The organism is Solirubrobacter pauli, assembly GCF_003633755.1.
Classification (GTDB): Bacteria; Actinomycetota; Thermoleophilia; order Solirubrobacterales; family Solirubrobacteraceae; genus Solirubrobacter; species Solirubrobacter pauli.
The window spans coordinates 3563827-3583355 of record NZ_RBIL01000001.1 but is presented as its reverse complement, the minus strand read 5'-3'; the positions used below and the strand labels follow the sequence as shown (position 1 = coordinate 3583355).

24 protein-coding genes are annotated in these 19529 nt (G+C 72.1%); 3 read left to right on the top strand and 21 right to left on the bottom strand.

The window, feature by feature from the left end; genetic code table 11:
* Nucleotides 1–313: 313 nt before the first annotated feature.
* The 10 genes from rplL to C8N24_RS34025 all read right to left on the bottom strand — a co-directional run bounded on the left by rplL (nt 314) and on the right by C8N24_RS34025 (nt 7593).
* Complete coding sequence (gene rplL, locus C8N24_RS16745) at nt 314–700, bottom strand: 50S ribosomal protein L7/L12 (protein ID WP_121251701.1); 387 nt, start codon at nt 698–700, stop codon at nt 314–316.
* Between the two features lie 6 nt (nt 701–706).
* Nucleotides 707–1273, bottom strand: a complete 567-nt coding sequence (rplJ, locus tag C8N24_RS16740) for a 50S ribosomal protein L10 (protein WP_121251699.1) — start codon at nt 1271–1273, stop codon at nt 707–709.
* 75 nt (nt 1274–1348) lie between these two features.
* A complete protein-coding gene (gene rplA, locus C8N24_RS16735; protein WP_121251697.1) occupies nt 1349–2074 on the bottom strand; it encodes a 50S ribosomal protein L1 in 726 nt (241 codons plus the stop codon).
* Nucleotides 2074–2499 (bottom strand): 50S ribosomal protein L11, encoded by a 426-nt coding sequence (rplK, locus tag C8N24_RS16730; RefSeq protein WP_121251694.1) that lies wholly within the window; start codon nt 2497–2499, stop codon nt 2074–2076. Before rplK ends, rplA begins: the two co-directional genes overlap by 1 nt.
* On the bottom strand, nt 2499–3020 hold the full coding sequence (gene nusG, locus C8N24_RS16725; RefSeq protein WP_121251692.1) for a transcription termination/antitermination protein NusG: 522 nt from the start codon (nt 3018–3020) through the stop codon (nt 2499–2501). The genes rplK and nusG overlap by 1 nt, the downstream gene beginning before the upstream one ends.
* A 10-nt stretch (nt 3021–3030) precedes the next feature.
* Nucleotides 3031–3459, bottom strand: coding sequence for a preprotein translocase subunit SecE (gene secE, locus C8N24_RS16720; RefSeq protein WP_121251690.1), 429 nt, complete (start codon nt 3457–3459; stop codon nt 3031–3033).
* Nucleotides 3460–3481: 22 nt separating this feature from the next.
* Nucleotides 3482–3646: a 50S ribosomal protein L33 gene (rpmG, locus tag C8N24_RS16715; RefSeq protein ID WP_121251688.1), complete on the bottom strand. Its 165-nt coding sequence runs from the start codon at nt 3644–3646 to the stop codon at nt 3482–3484.
* A gap of 90 nt (nt 3647–3736) precedes the next feature.
* Nucleotides 3737–5329, bottom strand: coding sequence for a hypothetical protein (locus C8N24_RS16710; protein ID WP_170179148.1), 1593 nt, complete (start codon nt 5327–5329; stop codon nt 3737–3739).
* A gap of 35 nt (nt 5330–5364) precedes the next feature.
* The gene (locus tag C8N24_RS16705; RefSeq protein WP_121251684.1) at nt 5365–7329 is read right to left on the bottom strand and encodes a tetratricopeptide repeat protein; all 1965 of its coding nucleotides are present in this window, start codon (nt 7327–7329) and stop codon (nt 5365–5367) included.
* Between the two features lie 27 nt (nt 7330–7356).
* On the bottom strand, nt 7357–7593 hold the full coding sequence (locus C8N24_RS34025) for a hypothetical protein (protein ID WP_170179147.1): 237 nt from the start codon (nt 7591–7593) through the stop codon (nt 7357–7359).
* Nucleotides 7594–7659: 66 nt separating this feature from the next.
* Here C8N24_RS34025 and C8N24_RS16700 point away from each other — a divergent pair, with 66 nt between their 5' ends.
* The 3 genes from C8N24_RS16700 (at nt 7660) to C8N24_RS16690 (ending at nt 10171) form a co-directional block, all read left to right on the top strand.
* Nucleotides 7660–8502: an alpha/beta fold hydrolase gene (locus C8N24_RS16700; protein WP_170179146.1), complete on the top strand. Its 843-nt coding sequence runs from the start codon at nt 7660–7662 to the stop codon at nt 8500–8502.
* Nucleotides 8493–8822, top strand: coding sequence for an antibiotic biosynthesis monooxygenase family protein (locus tag C8N24_RS16695; protein WP_121251680.1), 330 nt, complete (start codon nt 8493–8495; stop codon nt 8820–8822). Before C8N24_RS16700 ends, C8N24_RS16695 begins: the two co-directional genes overlap by 10 nt.
* A gap of 119 nt (nt 8823–8941) precedes the next feature.
* A complete protein-coding gene (locus C8N24_RS16690; RefSeq protein ID WP_121251678.1) occupies nt 8942–10171 on the top strand; it encodes a hypothetical protein in 1230 nt (409 codons plus the stop codon).
* Here C8N24_RS16690 and C8N24_RS16685 read toward each other — a convergent pair.
* The 11 genes from C8N24_RS16685 to C8N24_RS16635 all read right to left on the bottom strand — a co-directional run bounded on the left by C8N24_RS16685 (nt 10089) and on the right by C8N24_RS16635 (nt 19516).
* Nucleotides 10089–11192 (bottom strand): SDR family oxidoreductase, encoded by a 1104-nt coding sequence (locus tag C8N24_RS16685; RefSeq protein ID WP_121251675.1) that lies wholly within the window; start codon nt 11190–11192, stop codon nt 10089–10091. The two genes, C8N24_RS16690 and C8N24_RS16685, sit on opposite strands and share 83 nt — an antisense overlap.
* Nucleotides 11189–11989 carry an enoyl-ACP reductase FabI gene (gene fabI / locus C8N24_RS16680; protein WP_121251673.1) on the bottom strand — a complete coding sequence of 267 codons (801 nt, stop codon included), beginning with the start codon at nt 11987–11989 and terminating at the stop codon, nt 11189–11191. Before fabI ends, C8N24_RS16685 begins: the two co-directional genes overlap by 4 nt.
* Nucleotides 11986–13185 (bottom strand): beta-ketoacyl-[acyl-carrier-protein] synthase family protein, encoded by a 1200-nt coding sequence (locus C8N24_RS16675; protein ID WP_121251671.1) that lies wholly within the window; start codon nt 13183–13185, stop codon nt 11986–11988. The genes fabI and C8N24_RS16675 overlap by 4 nt, the downstream gene beginning before the upstream one ends.
* On the bottom strand, nt 13182–13430 hold the full coding sequence (locus C8N24_RS16670) for an acyl carrier protein (protein WP_121251668.1): 249 nt from the start codon (nt 13428–13430) through the stop codon (nt 13182–13184). The genes C8N24_RS16675 and C8N24_RS16670 overlap by 4 nt, the downstream gene beginning before the upstream one ends.
* 21 nt (nt 13431–13451) lie before the next feature.
* Complete coding sequence (gene fabG, locus C8N24_RS16665; RefSeq protein WP_121251666.1) at nt 13452–14192, bottom strand: 3-oxoacyl-ACP reductase FabG; 741 nt, start codon at nt 14190–14192, stop codon at nt 13452–13454.
* Entirely contained in the window at nt 14189–15214 is a 1026-nt protein-coding gene (locus tag C8N24_RS16660) for a 3-oxoacyl-ACP synthase III family protein (RefSeq protein WP_170179145.1), read from the bottom strand. Before C8N24_RS16660 ends, fabG begins: the two co-directional genes overlap by 4 nt.
* Nucleotides 15215–15300: 86 nt before the next feature.
* A complete protein-coding gene (locus C8N24_RS16655; protein ID WP_245971871.1) occupies nt 15301–15945 on the bottom strand; it encodes a response regulator transcription factor in 645 nt (214 codons plus the stop codon).
* Nucleotides 15932–17062, bottom strand: coding sequence for a sensor histidine kinase (locus C8N24_RS16650; protein ID WP_121251662.1), 1131 nt, complete (start codon nt 17060–17062; stop codon nt 15932–15934). The genes C8N24_RS16655 and C8N24_RS16650 overlap by 14 nt, the downstream gene beginning before the upstream one ends.
* An 11-nt stretch (nt 17063–17073) precedes the next feature.
* Nucleotides 17074–17352 carry an STAS domain-containing protein gene (locus tag C8N24_RS16645; protein ID WP_121251660.1) on the bottom strand — a complete coding sequence of 93 codons (279 nt, stop codon included), beginning with the start codon at nt 17350–17352 and terminating at the stop codon, nt 17074–17076.
* A gap of 78 nt (nt 17353–17430) precedes the next feature.
* The gene (locus tag C8N24_RS16640; protein WP_121251658.1) at nt 17431–17811 is read right to left on the bottom strand and encodes an ATP-binding protein; all 381 of its coding nucleotides are present in this window, start codon (nt 17809–17811) and stop codon (nt 17431–17433) included.
* Between the two features lie 76 nt (nt 17812–17887).
* Nucleotides 17888–19516: an ABC transporter ATP-binding protein gene (locus tag C8N24_RS16635; protein ID WP_147447839.1), complete on the bottom strand. Its 1629-nt coding sequence runs from the start codon at nt 19514–19516 to the stop codon at nt 17888–17890.
* Nucleotides 19517–19529 lie beyond the last annotated feature (13 nt).

Below are 19529 nucleotides of genomic sequence, written 5' to 3'. Positions count from 1 at the left end.
TACACCGGATTCCGGTTACCACTTCCGGGGGATGGTGCGGATAACCGCACCTCCGTAAGGTTCCAGGAGTCCGAACACCCCCCGCGAGCTGCACTACTCGGGGGCGGCCCGTCACCGCCTCCGATTGTCCCCCGCCGGCACCCCGGCACCGTCAGCAGCTCGTGAACCCCCTGGAGGGAAGTGCAAGAAGGGCGGCCGACCCCTGGCCGCCCTTCTGCGTTTAAGGGCTCAGGCCCACGCTCGACCCCGGCCCTTAAACGCCGAAGGGCGCCCGGTGGGCGCCCTCCAAGCGAAGAACCGTGGGGTTCGAGAACTACTTGATCTCGACGGAGCCGCCGGCCTCTTCGATCTCGGCCTTGAGCTTCTCGGCCTCGTCCTTCTCGACGCCCTCCTTGACGGGCTTCGGGGCCTCGTCGACGAGCGCCTTGGCCTCCTTGAGGCCCAGGCCGGTCGCCGCGCGGACGACCTTGATGACCTGGATCTTCTTGTCGCCGGCCGCCGTCAGGATGACGTCGAACGCGGTCTGCTCCTCGGCGGCCTCGGCCTCGCCACCGCCGCCACCGGCGGCCGGGGCGGCGCCGACGGCGACCGCCGCGGCGGAGACGCCGAAGGCCTCCTCGAGGGCCTTGATGCGCTCGGAAAGCTCGAGAACGGAGATCGACTTGAGCTCGTCGATCCACTCCTGGGTGCTGGAAGCCATGTCTTGTTACTCCTCGGTGTCAGTGGAAGCGGGTGCGGGGGCGTCGCCACCAAGGAGACCCTGGTCGACGATCTGCTGCAGCTGGCGGGCGAGGCCGGCCGGCAAGTTGTTGAGCGCGGTCGCGAGGCCGGTGAGCGGCGACGCGATCATGCCGACGAGGCGGCCGATGAGGACCTCCTTCGCCGGGAGCTGGGCGATGGCGTCGACGTCCTCGGGCGTCAGCGCCTGGCCGTCCATCCAGCCACCCTTGAACTCCAGGAGGGTGTTCTGGGTGGCGCGACGGAAGTCGCGCAGCGCCTTGGCGGCCGCGGCGGCGTCGCCACGGACGAAGGTCATCGCCGTCGGGCCCTGGAGGATCGGCTTCAGGCCGTCAGCACCGACCTGGCCCGCAGCGAGCTCGGCCAGCGTGTTCTTGACGACGGTGAAGCTCGAGTCGGCCGCACGCAGCGCGGTGCGCAGCTCAGCAGCCTGGGCGACGGAAATGCCGCGATAGTCCACCGCGAAGACGGCGTTGGACTCACGTAGAGACTCGGCCACCTCCTCGATGACCTGAGCCTTTTGCTCTCGGTTCAAGCGCTTTCTCCTATCCCGGTCTTACGCCTCGATGGGCGGCCGGAGTCTGGGGAGAGGCTGGTTATGCGTATCCGCTTACGCGGCCGCGCCAGCCTCCGTATCGACCAAGTCCTTGAGACGCGTCGGATCGACCTTGATGCCGGGGCCCATGGTCGACGCGAGCGTCACCGTGCGGATGTACTTGCCCTTCGCCGCGGACGGCTTCGCGCGGTTGATCTCTTCCATCACGGCGCGGTAGTTGTCGAGCAGCTGCTCGTCCGAGAAGGAGGTCTTGCCGAGCGTCATGTGCACGATCGCGGTGCGGTCCGTGCGGTACTCGACCTTGCCGGCCTTGGACTCCTGGACGGCCTTGGAGACGTCCATCGTCACGGTGCCGACCTTCGGGTTCGGCATCTTGCCCGACGGGCCGAGGATGCGGCCGAGGCGGCCGACCACCGGCATCATGTCCGGCGTCGCGATGGCGACGTCGAAGTCCATGAAGCCTTCCTGGATCTTGGCGGCGAGGTCGTCGGCACCGACGATGTCGGCCCCGGCCTCCTCGGCCTCCTTCGCCTTGTCGCCCTTGGCGAACACGGCGATCTTGACTTCCTTGCCGAGGCCGTGCGGCAGCGCGATCGTGCCGCGGAGCTGCTCGTCGGCGTGGCGGACGTTCAGGCCCGTGCGGATGTGCACCTCGACGGACTCGTCGAACTTCGCGCGCTTGGCCTCCTTCATCAGCTTCACAGCCTCAGAGGGGGTGTACTCGCGCGTGCGGTCCACGAGCGCCTTCGACGCGACGGTGTTCTTGCCGTGCTTGGCCATTACGCCACGACCTCCACGCCCATAGAGCGGGCGGTGCCCGCGATGATCTTGGCCGCCTGGTCGACGTCGTGCGCGTTCAGGTCGTTGAGCTTCTTCTCAGCGATCGCGCGCACCTGCTCGTTGGTGATCGTGCCGACCTTGGTGCGGTTCGGCTCGCCTGACCCCTTGTCGATGCCGATCGCCTGGCGGATCAGCACCGCGGCCGGCGGCGTCTTGGTGACGAACGTGAAGGAGCGATCCTCGTAGACCGTGATGACGACGGGGATCGTGACCCCCATGTCACCAGAGGTCGCGGCGTTGAACGCCTTCACGAACTCCATGATGTTGATGCCGTGCTGACCCAGCGCGGGACCCACGGGCGGCGCCGGCGAGGCCTGGCCTCCGGGCGCCTGCAGCTTGATCGTCGTCAGTACTTTCTTGGCCATTAGATCTTCTTCACTTGGTCGTACCCGACCTCGACAGGAGTCTCGCGGCCGAAGATGGAAACGAGCACCTTGAGCTTCGAGGCGTCCTCGTTGATCTCGGAGATCTCACCCGAGAAGTCCGACAGCGGACCGGAGATCACCTTGACAGATTCGCCGATCGTGAACTGGGCGCGGCTCGGGACCTTCTGCGCCACCTCGCGGTGGAGCAGGCGATCCACTTCGGCCTGCGTCAGCGGGATCGGCTCGTTGGAAGCACCCACGAACCCCGTGACGCCCGGCGTGCCCTTGACGACCTGCCAGGAGTCCTCGTTGAGGTCCATGTTCACCAGCACGTAGCCGGGCATGGTCCGCTTCTCGACCGAGACCTTCTGGTTGTCCTTCATCTCCTGGACCGTCTCGGTCGGAACGACGACCTGGCGCACGGCGCGCGACTGGTTCAGAGAAGAGACTCGGTGCTCGAGGTTCTGCTTGACCTTGTTCTCGTGCCCGGAATAGGTGTTGATGACGTACCAGCGAAACATGGGGCCTTCTTCAGAGAATCCACTGAATTAGAGGGTTCCAGAGCGCGTCGAGCGCACCCAGGTATGCCCCCGCCACGACCACGAACCCGAGCGTGACGGCCGTGCCCTGACCGACCTGACGGCGGTCAGGCCACTGGACGCGCTTGAGCTCGGCCCAGGACGCACGCAGGAAGTCGACGGCGCGGCCGAAGATCCCCTTGCGCGGACGGTCCGCCTCGTGGCCGTGCCCGTGATCGTCCTCGCGCGCGGGACGCTGCTCGGACGTCTTGCGGACCGGGCCACCAGCCTCGGCGATGTGCGCCTCGGCGATGTCCGGCATCGCCTGCCCGAGCGGGTCGGCGGGCTCGGTGTCCCCGAAGTCGCGCGCGGACTCGTCGTCGCGGACGCGATCCTCGCCGAGGTCGTCGTCGTCGTCGCGGTCTTGACGATGGGTGGCCATTAATCCGTGTGTTCCTTACGGTTTAGCGCGTCTCGCGATGCCCGGTGTGCTTCCGGCACCACTTGCAGTACTTCCGCAGCGTGATGCGATCCGGGTTGTTGCGCTTGGACTTCTTGGTCTGGTAGTTCCGGCGCTTGCAGTCCTCGCACGCGAGGGTGACTGCGATCCGGACGTCTCCGCGGGCCATTGAGGCGTGCTCCGAGAGTCGTGGGTTCGTGAATGCGCCGGGGCAGAAGAAAACCCCGCTCCGGCGCGAGGTGGCAAAGAAGAATAGCGCCTAGGAAGCGGCGCTCGTGTAACGCGCGGCCACGACGGCGGGCAACTCGACCGGAGTACGGGTCTCGACCGACCACGCGAGCCGGATCAACTGTGCGTGAGACCAGGCGAAAGGCGTCGCGCCGGGGTTGCGCTCGCCGAGCATGTTGGCATCGGTGGCGGCGGAACCCATCACGTTCAGATCGGTCGTCGCCGGGCGCCCGGCGAGCAGCTCGTACTCCCCGCGCTCGCCGTACTCGACCGGCCGGAACGGGAACCGCTTGCGCTGCTGGAGGGCGGCGACCATCGCCGGGTCGTCCGCGCGCTTGACCCCCAGGCGGGCGAGGTCGAGCACGGTCTCGGGCGTGGACGCGATCGTGCGCTGCCAGCGGTCGGCCTTGCGCTCGTACGTGCGGGCGCGCGCAGACGCTCCCTTGCGGCGGGCGAGGTTGGCCGCGCAGATCAGGCCGGCGATCTTCTCGGCGCTGCGCTTGCCCCGGGCCAGCTTGTCGGCGAGCGGGCGCAGCCGGGTCCAGTCGCCGCTGCCGAGCTGGTGGGCGAGCACGAGCGTGAGGCCGTCACCGGCCATGCGCTCGTCCAGGAGCTGGTCGAGCGCCCGGTTCGCGGCGGCCTTGTCCCCCGCGGCGAGCAGGCCGGTGGCGACGTGGTACAGGTCCCGCGCCTTGACGACGTTGCGCTCGTGGCTCGGGCTGGTGATGAACGCGCCGGGGTCCGCCTTGTCCTCGAGCGCCTTGAGCGCGAGCAGGCTCGTCTCATAGGCCGCGGAGAGCGGCAGCGCGGCGGCGGGGATCGGCAGGAGCGTGTTCCGATAGGCGATCCAGCCGTCCCGGTAGGCACCGGCGGTCGTGTCCCAGCCCGCGTCGAGCGTCGCCTCGGCGGTCCGCAGCGCGGCGCTGCCGAGCCCGGCGAAGCCGAGCGCGAGCACGAGGTCGCGTGCGTCGCCCCGGCCGGTGAGCCGCGTGTGGGCCTGCTGGACGACGTTGCCGGGCCGCAGCGCGTCGTAGGTGTGCTCCAGGAGCGTGTCCTCGTCGCGGCCCTTGTAGCCCGAGCTGGTGCGCGTGAGGGCCGGGCGGGCGACGAGCGCGCTGGCGATGTGGGCGTCGTGGGCGAGCAGCGCGTGCCCGCGCGTCCAGCCGACGTCGTCGTCGCCGTCCCCATAGAGCTGCGGGTCGAACGCGACCTCGAGGTCGTGGTCCTGGCCGTCGCGCGACTCGAAGCGCACCTTCACGAGCACCGTCGCCCGCTGCGGGTCGGTGACGTAGGTGCGCACGAGCCGCCAGTCGTCGGTCTGCGTGGTGTGCGTGTAGGCGAGACCGTCGTTGGTGACCGCACCTTCGGTGACCCGCCGGCCGTCGACCATGAACGCCAGCTCGCGCGTCGACGGGTGCGCGAGGTCCGGGTAGTAGACCTCCGCGAGCCCGGGCTCGCGGACGGTGAACGCCACGCGGCTCTCGCGCGTGGCCGACGTGCCGAACCCGAGCTTGTCGACCGCCGTCCAGGTCGCCTTGTCCCCGGGTGCGCCGGGCGCACGCTCGCGGGCATGCGCCGCGGGGGCCACGGCCAGCACGGCGCAGACGAGGGCGAGACACCGCATGCTCGCGCGCATTATCCGCGATGGGCGGATCAGGTTCAGCGCCCGGGCAGTGGCAGGCGCAGGGCGCGGCGCGTCCAGGTCTTCTGCGTGCCCGTCTTGAACGCCTCCACCGCGCCCTGGGCGAGCGGGTCCATCGGGTTCAGCCGCAGCGCCTCGGCGGCCTCGGCGCGCGGGTCACGGCCGGCGATCGCCAGGGAGATCGCAAGCGCGTAGCGGCGGTCCCAGCTGCGCGGGTCCAGCTCCACGGCGCGGCGCGCCGCGCTCACCGCCAGCTCGGGGCGCCCGCTGCGCAGGTCGCAGTAGGCGATGATCTCGAACGCGTCCGCGCGCACGGGCAGGGCGTCGAGCGCGTCGAGCGCCGCATCCGTGGAGCGCCCGCAGTCGCGCGCCTTGTACGCCTGCACCGCGGTCGTGTAGGCCGTCTGCGAGCGGTACACGTTCGCGGGCACGAGCAGCAGGAGCAGCGCGCCCAGCCCGAGCACCACCCGCACGGTGCGGCCGACCGCACGGTCGACCGGCCCCGCGCCCGCGGGCGCGGCCAGCGCGACCGCCGCCAGGCCGAACACCCAGATCGTCGCGCCCGTCAGCTCCCAGATCCAGTCGAGCGCCGCGTGCGCCGCCCACGTCAGCACGGCGGCGAGCACGGCCGCCGCCAGTGGCCGGTCGGGGCCGCGCGCCCGCCACGCCAGCCCGACGACGAGCGCGCCCAACGCCGTCAGCAGCAGGGCGAGGCCCACGAGCCCCAGCTCGCCCAGCGTCTCGAAGTACAGCGAGTGCCCGTCGACCACCTGGAAGTTGACCGACCGCTCGCGCTTCCAGTCGACCTCGTAGGTCCCGGCGCCGTCGCCGAGGAGCGGATGCGCCTCGAACGCGTCGAGCGACACGCGCCAGTGCGCGAAGCGCCCGTTGTTGTCGAAGGTCAGCAGGCGGGTGCGGATGTCGTCCTCCTGGACGGCGCCGCCGTGCAGGAGCGTGTCCGCCTGCGCCCTCCCCCAGCTCACGGCACCGCTCGCGAACAGCCCCACGACCACCAGCGCGAGCACGCCGGCCGTCACCCCGGCCCGTGCGGGCCACGACCACGCCGGGAACCGGAGACGCGCGAGCCACGCGTCGACGGGCAGCAGCAGCGCCCGCACCCCGCCGGCGACGAGCATCGCCAGCAGGAGGTCGTTCGCCACCCGCCGTCCGTCGCTGATGGTCCCCGCAAGCGTCGGGTCGTACCCGAGCAGCGACGGCGCGTGGTACACGGCCAGCACCGCGAGGACCGTCGGCGCACCGGCCGCGACGACCGTGCAGATCAGCGCTCGCGGCCGGCCGATGACCACGTACGCGACCAGGCCGACGGCCAGCGAGACGATCGCGCCCCGCGACAGCGTGAGGTAGAGCCCCGCGGCCAGCCCCGGCAGGAGCGCCGCGGCGATCGGCCGCAGCGTCCGCGCGCTGCCCTCCCACGACGCCAGGTGCAGCGCGAGCACGCTCGCCGCCGCGGCGACGAAGCCCAGCCCGTTCCAGTACGTGATCGGCCACGCCATCCGGCGCGGGTCGACGCCGCCCGGCCCGGTCAACAGGTCCGGACGCAGCCGCGCGATCAGCGCCGCGCCGACGATCACGGCGAGCGCAGCCACCACGCCCGTGATCGCCACCGTCGTCCGCCGACGGGTCCACGGCGTCGATCCCAGCAGCACGAGCGCGAGCAGGTAGGTGAGGACCCGGCTGTACTCGATCGTCGCCCGGCCCGGGCTGTCGGACCACCACGAGGAGGCGAGGACCCAGGCGGAGAAGAGCGTCAGCGCGAAGAGCGCGGCGAGCAGCGGCCGCGACAGGCCGGCGAACGGGCGCTCGGACAGCGTGATGCGCAGCACGAGCAGCACGCCCAGGACGCACGCGACCGGCGTCCAGGAGTCCGCGAAGAACCCGCCGGCCTGGAAGGCCAGCGCACCGGTCGCCGCTCCGGGAAGGAGGGCGAGTCCGTAGTCGAGGGTCGTCCGGACCTTCCGCACGCCGCGGAACGCTAGAGGCCGAGTGGGCTAGGACGCGTGCGAGCGCAGCGGCAGCGACGGCGCGGGCGCCGCCACCGGGTCCGCTTCGACCGGCACGAGCGCGGTGAGCGTGGCGACGAACGGGACGTCGGGCTCGGCCTCGGGGGGCGCGGCCGTGTGGGGCGTGAGGGCGGTGAGCGCCTCGTCCCCGCGGCGCGCCGCGACGCACAGCGAGACGGCGACCACGCACAGGGACAACCAGACGGAGCCGATCAACAAGAGCACACTCCCAATCTCGGCCGAAACGGCACGCACTTGAGCGATCCTGGCCGATCGGGTAGGCGTACCGGCGTGAATCCCCCGGAGCTCGAAGGCGTCACCCACACCTACGTCGACCTGCCCAACGGCCTGCGCGTGCACGTCGCCGAGCACGGCCCCAGCGACGGCGTGCCGGTCCTCGCGCTGCACGGCTTCCCCCAGCACTGGTACGAGTGGCGGCGGCTGTTCGCCGCGCTGCCCGAGCACCGGATCATCGCGCCCGACCTGCGCGGCCTCGGCTGGACGGGCCGCGCGCCCGACGGCGACTACCGGAAGGCGACGATCGCGGGCGACCAGATCGCGCTGCTGGACGCGCTGGGCCTCGACCGCGTCGTGCTCGTCGCCCACGACTGGGGTGGCTGGGTCGGCTGGCACCTCGCCCTCTCCCACGCGGAGCGCTTCTCGGGCTACGTCGCGACCGGCATCGTCCACCCCTGGAACTCGACGCTCGACCTCATGCGCGAGGGCCACCGGTTCCTCTACCAGCCGCCGATCGCCGCGCCGGTGCTCGGGCCGCTGCTGATCCCGCATGCGGTGACGCGCTTCCTGCGGGCCGCCTGGGGCGACCGCGAGACCTACGACCGCGCCGCGGAGCGGATCTACGCCGAGCCGTACAAGACGACCGCCGGGGCCGCGAGCCAGTACTACCGCCAGTTCCTCGTGCGCGAGGTCCTGCGCGGACCGTCCGGGCGCCTGACGATCCCGACGCGCCTGCTGCAAGGGCGCCGCGACCCGATCGGCACCCGGCTCGCCGAAGGCCTGGACCGCCGCGGCGACGACGCGTTCACGATGCTGCTGGAAGGCTGCGGGCACTTCGTGCCGGAGGAGCGGCCAGGAGACGTCGCCGCCGCAGTACGCTCGCTCCCATGGTCGTGAAGATCAACGCGATTGAAGTCGCCGAGGGCCGTGGACCCGAGCTCGAGGAGCGCTTCGCCAAGCGCGCCCGCGAAGTCGACAACCAGCCCGGGTTCCTCGGGTACCAGCTGCTGCGCCCGGTCAAGGGTGAGACGCGCTACTTCGTCGTCACCCACTGGGAGACCGACGAGGACTTCCAGAACTGGGTCACGAGTGCGTCCTTCACGCGCGGCCACGTGCAGGCGCGCGCGGACGGCGAGGGCAAGCGCCCGCCCGTCGCCCACGGCTCCGCGGTGATGGAGTTCGAGGTCGTCGAGCTGGTGACGCCCGCCGCCCCGTAGTCGCACTACCTTGCAGTGCGCTGCCTGACTGGAGCTACCACCCGCTGCTGAGGCACCTCCCGCCCGGGCTGCTGCTCCGGGCGGCGGACGCGTTCGCGCGCGTTCCCGGCGGCGGCAAGGTGATCGAGCTCGTCGGGGACGCGAAGCCGCCGGCCGGCGTGGCGTCCCCGGTGTGGATCCACGCGACGCGCCCGCATCCCGTCCTCGAGCGGCTCGGCGCGGCGGGCGTCCACATCGGGCCGGAGGCCCCCGGCCCCGTCGTCCGGAGCCCCGCCGAGGCGCTGGCGGCGTTGCGGACCGGCGAGCGGGTCTACGTGGACGCGAGCGCGCTGCGGGAGGCCGGGCCGAGCCTGGTCCGGCGGATCAACGCGGCCGTCGCTCCGCCGCCCGCCCGGAGCGGCGGGGGCGCGGCGCAGGCGCTGGGCTGGAGCATGATGCTCGCCGGCGTGATCATCTGGCTCGTCGCGCGCGGGCCGGTGTTGCTGGGCTACGACGAGGCGTTCGTCGGCCTCGGCAAGGCGGAGCTGAACGCCGCGAACGACCGGCTGCTGCCGTTCATGGAGCACGACCGGGCGACGCTGGCGGGCGTGATGATCGCGCTCGGCGCGCTGTACGCCGGGCTGGCCATGGACGGGCTCACCCGCTGGGAGTGGGCCGCGGTGGTCTCGTCGGCCGCGATCGGGTTCGTGTCGTTCCTGCTGTTCGTCGGCTACGGGTACTTCGACCCGCTGCACTTCGGGCTCACGGCCGGGTTGCTGCCGACGTTCTTCCTGACGCTCAAGGAACGGCCGCCGCGGGCGTTGCCGCCGCCCGACCTGCACAACGACCGTGCCTGGAAGCGCGCGCAGACGGGCCAGCTGCTGCTGGTGAGCGCCGCGCTCGGCGTCACGGTCGGCGGGCTGGGGATCGCCACGATCGGCATCGGGGGCGTGTTCGTGCCCTCCGACCTGGAGTTCCTGCGGGCCACGAAGGCCGAGATCGAGGCGATCGACCCGCAGCTCACGAGCTTGATCGCCCACGACCGCGCGGGCTTCGGGGGCGCGCTCGCGGCGGCCGGCGTCGGCCTGCTGATCGTCGCCCTGCGCGGCGTGCACCGCGGCGCACGCCGGCTGTGGTGGACGCTCGCCGCCGCCGGGCTGCCGGGCTTCGCGGCGACGACCATCGTCCATCTGGAGGTCGGATACTCCGACCCGCTGCATCTCGCGCCCGTGCTGGTGGCCGGAGCCCTCTACACGGGCGCGCTGATCTGCCTGTACCCGTACCTGGCTACGCGGCGGCGTGCGCGGCCTGAGCCTCTTCGCGCGTCTGGGGCGCCTTCCCCCAGCGGGTCTGCTGGGCGTACTCGATGAGCCGCGGGAAGTAGTCGGTTAGGTGCGGGCAGGTGATGCCGGCCGGACCGAGGAGCGCGCGGGCCCGGGAGTCGTCGAAGACCATGTCCATGTCGAAGTACGGGAAGTACACCTGGGCGTGCTCGTCGGCGGCGGCGGAGCCGGTGCCGGTCGACCCGGGCGCGACGACCGGTGGCTTCTCACGGCCGAAGGCGGCCGAGGTCATGCCGACGAGGTCGTCGACGGAGCAGGCCTCACCGCCGCTCACCAGGTTCACGACGCCGGACGAGGACGTCTCGAGCAGGTGCACGAGCGCGTCCGCCACGTAGTCGACGGGGACGACGTCCACGAGCGCCTCCGGACGGGCCGGCACCTCCTGGAACATCCCGCGCGAGAACGCGCGGATCGGCCAGTAGAGGACGTTGAAGGCCGGCGTCCACCCCGAGTCGGACTCACCCATCACGATCGACGGGCGGGCGATCACGGGATCGAGGTCGGACGCGTCGTTGACGACGTGCTCGGCCTCCCACTTGGTCTGCTCGTACGTGTTGCGGAACTCCTGGCCCGCGTCGAGCTGGCGCTCGCGGAACGTGCCCTTCGTGATTCCGGCCACGTAGGCCGTGGAGACGTGCACGAAGCGGTCCAGGCGGCCGGTGGACTTGGCCTCGCGCGCGAAGCCGATGATCTCGCGGGTGCCTTCGACGTTGATCAGGCGCGCCTCGTCGAGCGGCAGGTCGAACGAGATCGACGCCGCGCAGTGCATGACCGCCGTGACCTCCTCGGCGACCTGCGACCGCTCCTCGCGGTCCATGCCGAGGCCGGGCGAGGTGACGTCGCCCGCGATCGCCTTCACGCGGTCGAAGTACGGCGAGGGGTCCCGCCACAGCTTCGCCATCACGCCGTGCAGGCGCTCGGTCGCGGCCTCGGAGTCCGCTGCCCGGACGAGCGCGACCACGTCGCGGTCGCCCTTCTCGAGCAGCCGCGCGAGGACCTCCATGCCGAGGAAGCCGGTCGCGCCGGTCAGGAAGACGGGGTTCTTCACGCCTCGACCTCCTCACGCAACGGCACGATCTGCGTGCCCATCGCGTGGAAGCCGCCGTCGACGTGGATGATCTCCGCCGTGATCGCGCGGGACGCGTCGCTGAGCAGGAAGTTGATCGTCTCCGCGACGGGCGCGGGATCCTCGACGTCCCACGGCAGCGGGGCCTGCTTCTCCCAGGCGGACGCCAGGTCGGAGAAGCCGGGGATGCCGCGCGCGGCGAGCGTGGCCAGCGGCCCGGCGCTCACCAGGTTCACGCGCACGCGACGGGGACCGAGGTCCCGCGCCAGGTAGCGCGCGGTCGCCTCCAGCGCGGCCTTCGCGACGCCCATCCAGTCGTAGACCGGCCAGGCGACCTGCGCGTCGAAGTCGAGCCCGACGATCGCCGCGCCCTCCTCCGGGAACAGGTCGCTCAGCCCCACCGTCAGGGCCTTGAGCGAGTACGCCGACGTCTGGAACGCGGTGGTCGCGCTCTCCGGCGGCGTGTTGAGGAAGTTGCCGCCGAGCGCGTCCTCCGGGGCGAACGCGATCGCGTGGAGCACGCCGTCGACGCGCCCCCAGCGCTCCTTGAGGTCAGCCGCGACCGCTTCGATGTCCTCGGGCTTGTTGACGTCGAGCTCGAGGACGTCCGGCACGGGGTCCAGCCGGTTGGCGGAGCGCTCGGTCATGCGCTTGGCACGGCCGAAGCCGGTGAGGACGACCTCCGCACCGGCGGCCTGCGCCTGACGGGCGACCTCGAACGCGATCGACTCGCGGTTGATGACGCCCGTGATCAGGAGCTTCTTGCCTTGCAGGCTCATGCGGCCTCCAGGGCCAGAACGGCGTTGTGGCCACCGAAGCCGAACGACGACGAGATCGCGATCGCGCGCTTGTCGCCGATGTCGAGCGGCTTGGCCTGGTGCGGCACGTAGTCGAGGTCGAGGCCCTCGTCGGGGTGCTCGAGCCCGAGCGTCGGCGGAGCGATCCGGTCGCGCAACGCGAGGATCGTCGCCACCGCCTCCACGGCGCCGGCGGCGCCGAGCAGGTGCCCGATCGACGACTTCAGCGACGAGATCGGGATCTCGTGCGCGCGGTCGCCGAGGGCCAGCTTGAGCGCCTTGGTCTCCGCCGCGTCGTTGAGGCCGGTCGACGTGCCGTGGGCGTTGACGTAGACGATGTCGTCGGGCGTGATGCCCGCGTCCTTCATCGCCGCCTTCATCGCCCGCGAGGGCCCGCCGCCGTCCTTGTCCGGCGCGGTCAGGTGGTAGGCGTCGGCCGAAGCGCCGTAGCCCTTCAGCGTGCCGAGGATCTTCGCCCCGCGCTTCTCCGCGTTCTCACGCGTCTCGAGCACGAGGATCGCGCCGCCCTCGCCCATGACGAAGCCGTCGCGGTCCTTGTCGAACGGACGCGAGATGCCCTTGGTGGAGAGCGCGTCGAGCGCGCCGAACGCGGCGTTCGAGAGCGGCGTCAGCGCCGCCTCCGAGCCGCCGGTCACGACGGCGTCGACCAGGCCGGACTCGATCATCATCTTCGCGGCGCCGATGGCGTCCGCGCCGCCCGAGCAGGCGGAGACGATGCCGTGGCACGGGCCGAGCAGCTTGAAGCGCATGGAGACGGCCGCGGCGGCGGCGTTGCTCATCATGAGCGGCACGGACAGCGGCGGGACCTTCTTCGGCCCGCTCTCGATCAGCAGCTCCTTGCCGCGCTCGAGCGTCCCGATGCCGCCGATGCCGGTGCCCAGGACCGAAGCGATGCGCTCGCCCTCGTAGGGCAGCTCGTCGCTCCAGCCCGCCTCGGCCAGCGCCTCGTCGCCCGCGACCAGCGCGAACTGCGTGAAGCGATCCGCGCGGCGGACTTCCTTGACGGACAGGTGCTCCGTCGGCTCGAACTCGGATGCGACGCCCTTGCCGTCGGCGATGCCGACGACGCCGGCGCTCCAGCGCTCATGCAGCGTGCGCGCGCCGACACCCAGCGGGGTGACGGCGCCGACGCCGGTGATGACGACCTCGCGGCTCATGCGCCCTTCTGCACCACCAGGTCAATCGCGTCGCCGACGGTCTTGATCTTGCCCACGTCGTCGCCCTTGAGCGCGACGCCGTACTCGTCCTCGATGATCTGCGAGAGCTCGGCGAGGTCCAGCGAGTCCACGTCGAGGTCCTCGAAAGTAGCCTCGCGCGTGATGTCGCCCTCGTCGACGCCGAACTGCGGCAGCGCCTCGTAGACGGTCTTCTGAACGGCTTCTTCGGTGATGGCGTTGGCCATGAGGTTGGTCTCCTTCTGAGGTTAAGCGGACATTCCGCCGTCGACATAGAGCGTGGTGCCGGTGACATAGCCGGCGTCGTCGGAGGCGAGGAACCGCACGGCGGCGGCCACCTCCTCCGGCGTGCCTTGCCGGCGGGCCGGGATCGCCTTGACGATCTCGTCCGTCGCCAGGTCGGCGGTCATGTCGGTGGCGATGAAACCAGGTGCGACCGCGTTGACGGTGACTCCTCGCCGCGCGACCTCCGCGGCGATCGTCTTGGTCATGCCGATCAGGCCCGCCTTGGCCGCGGCGTAGTTACTCTGCCCGGCGTTGGCCCGAGGGCCGACGACCGACGCGATGTTGACCACGCGGCCGTAGCGCGCCTTGATCATCGAGCGCAGCACGTCGCGGGTGAGCTTGAAGGCCGGGGAGAGGTTGGTGCCGATGACGACGTCCCAGTCCTCGTCGGTGAGCTGCAGCGCGATGTTGTCGCGCGCGACGCCCGCGTTGTTGACGAGCGCGAGGACGGGGCCGCCGAGCTCGCCGGTGACCTGCTCGAGCAGGGCCTTGGTGTCGGCGGTCGTGACGTCGGCGCCGATCGCCTTCGCCTTGCCGCCGGCGGCCTCGATCTTCGCGACGACCTCGTTGGCCGCGGCCTCGCCGGAGCGGTAGTTGACCGCGACGGCCCAGCCGTCGGCGGCGAGGCTCTGCGCGATCGCCGCGCCGATGCCCTTGGACGCGCCGGTGACGAGCGCGACGGCGTTGTCGGGACGCGTGCTCATCGCAGGGTCCACTCCATCACGCCGGCGCCCCAGGTGAAGCCCGCGCCGATCGCGCCGACCAGGATCTTCTGGCCCGGGCGCAGGCGCCCGTCCTCACGCGAGAGCGACAGCGTGAGGGGAATCGAGGCGGCGGACGTGTTGCCCAGCTGGGCGATGTAGTCCGCGACCTTCGAGGCGTCCAGCTCCAGGCGCTCGCCGACCGCCTTGAGGATGCGGCTGTTGGCCTGGTGATAGACGAACAGGTCGATGTCGCCGAGCTCGAGGCCCGCGGCCGCGACCGCGTAGACCGTCGACTCGGACAGGTTCTTGACCGCGATCTTGAACGTCGAGATCCCGTCCATGCGGATGTACGGGTCCTCGTGCGTGGCGAGGATCGTGTCGCCCAGCCCGCCGTCGGCGAGCAGGTCGATCGGGCCGATGCCGGCACCGGACTCGGACGGGCCGAGCACGACCGCGCCCGCACCGTCGCCGAACAGCATGCCGGTCTTCTTGTCGTCGAAGTCGGTGATGCGCGTGAGCTTCTCCGCGCCGACCAGCAGGATGCGCTCCGCGCGGCCGACCTCGATCAGCGCGGCGGACTGGGACAGGCCCGCGAGGAAGCCCGTGCAGGCCGCGCCGATGTCGAACGCGGCGGCGCGGTCGGCGCCGAGCGCATGCGCCACGAGCGGCGCGCAGTTCGGGGTGATCTCGTCGGCGCTCATGGTCGCGACGATCACGTAGTCGAGGTCCCCGGGCTTGGTGCCCGAGTCCTGCAGCGCGCGGCGGGCGGCCTTCACGGCGAGGTCCGTGGTGCCCTCGTTCGCGGCGGCGCGACGGCGGGCCTTGATGCCGGTGCGCTTGATGATCCAGTGGTCGTCGACGCCGATGCGCTCCGCGATGTCCGCGTTGGGGACGACCTCGCTGGGGAGGTAGTGGCCGAGCCCGAGGATCGTCGCGGTCCGCGGGGGTGCGGGGCGCCTCCCGTTGCGCGCCGCGTCGCGCGCGACTTGCAGCAGCTCAGGGGAAAGGGTGGCGTTGCTCACACGTGCACCCTCGCGCAGAGCCGTTGTGTGTCCCACCTCCGCTCGCGGCCTACCCCCCGCTTAGGGGGTGGCACCCACCCACTCGCTCAAGAAATCAAGCCGAGCCGCTGCGCCTTCTGCACGGCCTCGGCCCGGTTGCGCACGCCCAGCTTGCGGTACAGCGAGGACGTGTGCTCCTTGACGGTGTGGGGCGACAGGAACAGCTCGCCGGCGATCTCGCGGTTGGTCGCGCCGCCCGCGATCGCCTCCAGGACCTCGCGCTCGCGCTCGGACAGCGGGGGCCCCGCCGGCGCCTCGTGCGGCTTGAAGACGGTCATGCCGAGGCCGACCATGCGCACGGCGCCCGCGATGTCCGCGGCCGGCCAGTCCTTGGAGATGAAGCCGCTCGCGCCGGCGGCGCGCGCCGCGTTGGGGCTGATCCGCCCGGCGCCGCTGATCAGCAGCACGTTCAGGCGCGGGGAGAGCGCCAGCAGCTGCGCGCAGATCTCGGCGCCGGACTCCTGCCCGACGAACAGGTCCACGAGCGCGACGTGCGGGTCGTAGCGGCGGGCGAGCGCGAGTGCCTCCTGCGTGTTGCGCGCGGACAGGCAGCGCTCCACCCACGGCTGCTCGCCGAGCATCAGCCGCAGGCCCCAGTGGACGACCTCGTGGTCGTCCACCACGAGCACCCGGAGCTTGCGGTCCGACGTGCCGGCGGCGATGCGGGAGGGGTTGAGGTCAGGCCCGGTCAAGAGGGACCGCCAGTCTGACGCGCCACCAACCCGGATCGCGCTCGCCGAACTCCACGATGCCCCCGAACTGCAGCGCCTCGAGGGCGGCGAGCTTGAGCCCCATGCCGCTCTGACGCGCGCGGCCGCGCAGGCCGTCGTTGACGACGTCGAGCACGAGCGTCTCGTCGTCCTTGATCGCCAGGCTGACCTCGATCCTGCTCGGCTTGGCGTGCTTGTGCGCGTTGCGGACCGCCTCGGCCAGCACGGACTGGGCGAGCGGCTCGATCGACGGCGGGATCGTCACCGCTTCGCTGTCCGGGGTGAGCACGAGGTGCAGGTCGCGGTGCTCGCGGCGCAGGCGCTCGACCTCCTCGAGCAGCGTCGTGTTCGTCTCCGGCGCCTGGCGCGCGAGCGGGCGCTGCAGCGCCCGCCGCAGGTCGTGCAGGGCGGCCTGCAGCTCCGCGGCGATCCGCTGACGGGCGGCGACGGACAGCTCCGCCTGGGAGCTGAAGACGAGCTGGATGCCGAACAGCCGCTGGATGACCGACTCGTGCACCTCGCGCGCGAGGTCCATCCGCTCCTGCAGCTGGCGCGCCTGGGCCTGCTTGTTCGTCGCCTGGCGCGCGTAAGCGGCGAGCGCGGCGGTCTTGCCGAGCGTCCACAGGACGTAGCGCTCGGAGTCGCTGAGCGGGGGACGGTCCGGCTTGCGGTCGGACAGGATCACACCCAGCCAGCGGCCGGCGGCGGCCATCGGCGTGCAGACCAGCGTGTTGGAGGCGGTGATCAGCCCGCGGTACTCCTCGGGGACGTCCTCGGCCATCGAGGAGCTGATCTCGATCACGCGGTCCTCAACGAGCGACTCGCGGGCGACCTGGACGGTCTCGACCGTCACCTGGGCGTCGGCGAACACGTCGAGGTCGATGCCGTAGGCGCCGGCGGCGCGGACGCGGCGGCGGGCGCCGTCGTAGCGGAAGATGACGGCGCGGTCCATGTCCGCCAGGCGGCACGTGGCCTCGCACAGGCGGCTGTAGAAGTCGTCGGTGGCGGGGTCGGCGTCGACGCGGGCCAGCAGCTCGACGAACGTCTCGAGCGCGTCGATGCTGACCGTCGGCTGCTGGGGAACGGTGTGGCTCTCCACCGTGGCCGAGCCTACCCGTCGTCGAGGACGCCGGTCACGTTCGCGAGCTCGAACACGCGGCGCACCGCCGGCGAGGCGCGCCGGACCGTGAACGACCAGCCGTCCTCCTCGGCCGCCCGGTGCGCGTCCATCAGCGTCGTGAGGCCGGTCGAGTCCATGAACGTCACTTCGGCGAGGTCCAGCACGACCGCGTGGCGGTGGTGGCGCAGGCGCGCGAGCAGGTCGACGAGCTCCGGTGCGGTCGCGATGTCCAGCTCGCCGTGGACGAAGAGCGTGCGATCACCCCGCAGGTCGGAGACCTCCGTGACCTTCCAGCTGGTTGGGCCGCCGTGCGTGCTCGTAGAGGAGGACGCTACCGCACCGGATGCTCAGTGACGCTGGAGCACGAACCAGACGGTGGTGCCGTCGGTGGTCTCGACGCCCCATTGGTCAGCCAGGCGACCGACGAGGAACAGGCCGAAGCCGCCGGGCTCGTCGCTGCGGCCGTAGCGCGGGGTCGGCTCGAAGCCGCGGCCGTGGTCGACGACCTCGATGCGCACCTCCGCGTTCCAGTGCGCGTGGACCTCGACCGGGTCGCCGCCGTCGCCGTGGCGGACGGCGTTGGTGACCAGCTCGGACACCAGCAGCCGCAGCGTCTCGACCTCTTCGTCCTGCAGGTCCGGCGCCATCGCCTCGCACAGCTCGGTGCGCGCTCGGGCGACGGATGTGGGCTCGGGCGGATACGTCAGCTCGAGCGTGTGGGGCTCCATGCGTCTCGGCTGCCCCGTGCGATTTGGCCGGAAACCGCTCGGGTTGTGGAACTGACCTGGCGCGTCTGCGTTTCGCTCACGCGATCGCCGACGGGGCGTGCGCGCCGCCGGCGCCCGGCGCGACCCTGCCGTCGCGCATGGCGATGACGGTCGTCGCGCGCGCCGTGACCGACGCGTCGTGCGTGGCGCAGACGATGCAGGCGCCCTGGCGCGCCGTGTCCGCGAGCAGCTCGGCGACCTTGATCGCGTTCGCCTCGTCGAGGTTGGCGGTCGGCTCGTCGGCGACGATCAGCGGCGCCTGCGTGGCGAGCGCCCGGGCGAGCGCGACGCGCTGGCGTTCTCCACCGGACAGCGCCTGGGCCTGGCGGTGGGCGAGATCTTGCAGGCCGAGCGCGGTGAGCGCTTCGAGGGCCTGGGCACGGGCGGCTTGCGCGCGCTCCCCCCGGGCGCGCAGCGCGAGCGCGACGTTGTCGAGGACGGACAGGCCGCCGACCAGCGCGGACACCTGCGGGACGACCGCGACGAGCTCCCGGCGCAGGCGCGCGAGGCCGGCGCGGTCTTCGTCGGCCGCGTCGATCCCGCCGATCTCGACCCGTCCGCCGTCGGCGCGGTCGAGGCCCGCGATCAGGTGCAGCAGGCTGGTCTTCCCGCAGCCCGACGGGCCGACCAGCGCGTGGAAGGCGCCGGACTTGAACGTGAGGTCGACGCCCGCGACGGCGTCGACGGTCTCCGCCCGCGTGGTGAACCGGCGGCGCACGTGCTCGAGGCGGACGAGCACCTCCCCGCCCGTGGCGGCCGGTGGCGTGTCGACGAGCGCGAGGCCGGGACGGCTCGCCCCGCGCAGGATCACGGCGCCGGGTGCGAGGCTCACCTCGGCCTCCTGCCCGATCCCCGCGGCTCTGAGGTCGTCGGGATCGAGCCGCAGCAGGCCGCCGTCGTCGACGAACACGTAGCGGCGCCCGTTGCGCCCGTGCAGCTCGCCGGTGACGCGGCCGTCGCGGATCGTGACCGTGCGGTCGGCGACCTCGGTCGCGCGCGGGTCGTGCGTGGCCAGCAGGACGGTCGAATGCCCCTCGTGCGCGAGCTCGGCCAGCAGCTCGAGGATGCCGCGGCCCGTCGCGGCGTCGAGCTGGCCGGTGACCTCGTCGACCAGCAGCAGCCGTGGCTGGGCGGCGATCGCGACGCACAGCGCGGCCCGCTGCTGCTCGCCGCCCGAGAGCTCCTGGCGCCGCGCGTGCTCGCGCCCCTCCAGGCCGACCCGCTCGAGCAGCGCGTACGCCCGCTCCGTGGCGGCGCGCCGCCGCGTCCCGGCGAGCCGGGCCCGCAGCGCGATCCGCTTGGCGATCGGCTGGTCGTCCCCGAGCGCCTTCGCGGCGTCCTGCGCGACCGTGGCCACCGGCCCCGCCACCTGCAGGTGCCCGGCGGTGATCGGCTGCAGGCCGGCGAGGCAGTTCAGCAGCGTCGACTTGCCCGAGCCGCTCGGGCCCATCACCGCGACGAGCTCGCCCGCATCGACGCTCAGCGAGGCGCCCTGCAGTGACACGACGTTGCCGCTCAGGCCCTGGTGGACGACGAAGACCTTGCGCGCGTCGATCGCCCGGTCAGGCACAGGGCACCGCCCCGGCGACCGCGCCGCGGCGCTCGGCACCGCCGCGCCCTTCGTGCCCGCCGCGCCGCCCGCCCACGCCGCGCCGCGCGCCCGCACCCCGTCCCTCGCC

Bases quoted from the DNA above. Each gene is read 5' to 3' on its own strand.
- rplL (WP_121251701.1), bottom strand. From the start codon at position 700: ATGGCTTCCAGCACCCAGGAGTGGATCGACGAGCTCAAGTCGATCTCC.
- rplA (WP_121251697.1), bottom strand. From the start codon at position 2,074: ATGGCCAAGCACGGCAAGAACACCGTCGCGTCGAAGGCGCTCGTGGAC.
- rplK (WP_121251694.1), bottom strand. From the start codon at position 2,499: ATGGCCAAGAAAGTACTGACGACGATCAAGCTGCAGGCGCCCGGAGGC.
- nusG (WP_121251692.1), bottom strand. From the start codon at position 3,020: ATGTTTCGCTGGTACGTCATCAACACCTATTCCGGGCACGAGAACAAG.
- secE (WP_121251690.1), bottom strand. From the start codon at position 3,459: ATGGCCACCCATCGTCAAGACCGCGACGACGACGACGACCTCGGCGAG.
- rpmG (WP_121251688.1), bottom strand. From the start codon at position 3,646: ATGGCCCGCGGAGACGTCCGGATCGCAGTCACCCTCGCGTGCGAGGAC.
- C8N24_RS16710 (WP_170179148.1), bottom strand. From the start codon at position 5,329: ATGCGGTGTCTCGCCCTCGTCTGCGCCGTGCTGGCCGTGGCCCCCGCG.
- C8N24_RS16695 (WP_121251680.1), top strand. From the start codon at position 8,493: ATGGTCGTGAAGATCAACGCGATTGAAGTCGCCGAGGGCCGTGGACCC.
- fabI (WP_121251673.1), bottom strand. From the start codon at position 11,989: ATGAGCCTGCAAGGCAAGAAGCTCCTGATCACGGGCGTCATCAACCGC.
- C8N24_RS16675 (WP_121251671.1), bottom strand. From the start codon at position 13,185: ATGAGCCGCGAGGTCGTCATCACCGGCGTCGGCGCCGTCACCCCGCTG.
- C8N24_RS16670 (WP_121251668.1), bottom strand. From the start codon at position 13,430: ATGGCCAACGCCATCACCGAAGAAGCCGTTCAGAAGACCGTCTACGAG.
- fabG (WP_121251666.1), bottom strand. From the start codon at position 14,192: ATGAGCACGCGTCCCGACAACGCCGTCGCGCTCGTCACCGGCGCGTCC.
- C8N24_RS16640 (WP_121251658.1), bottom strand. From the start codon at position 17,811: ATGGAGCCCCACACGCTCGAGCTGACGTATCCGCCCGAGCCCACATCC.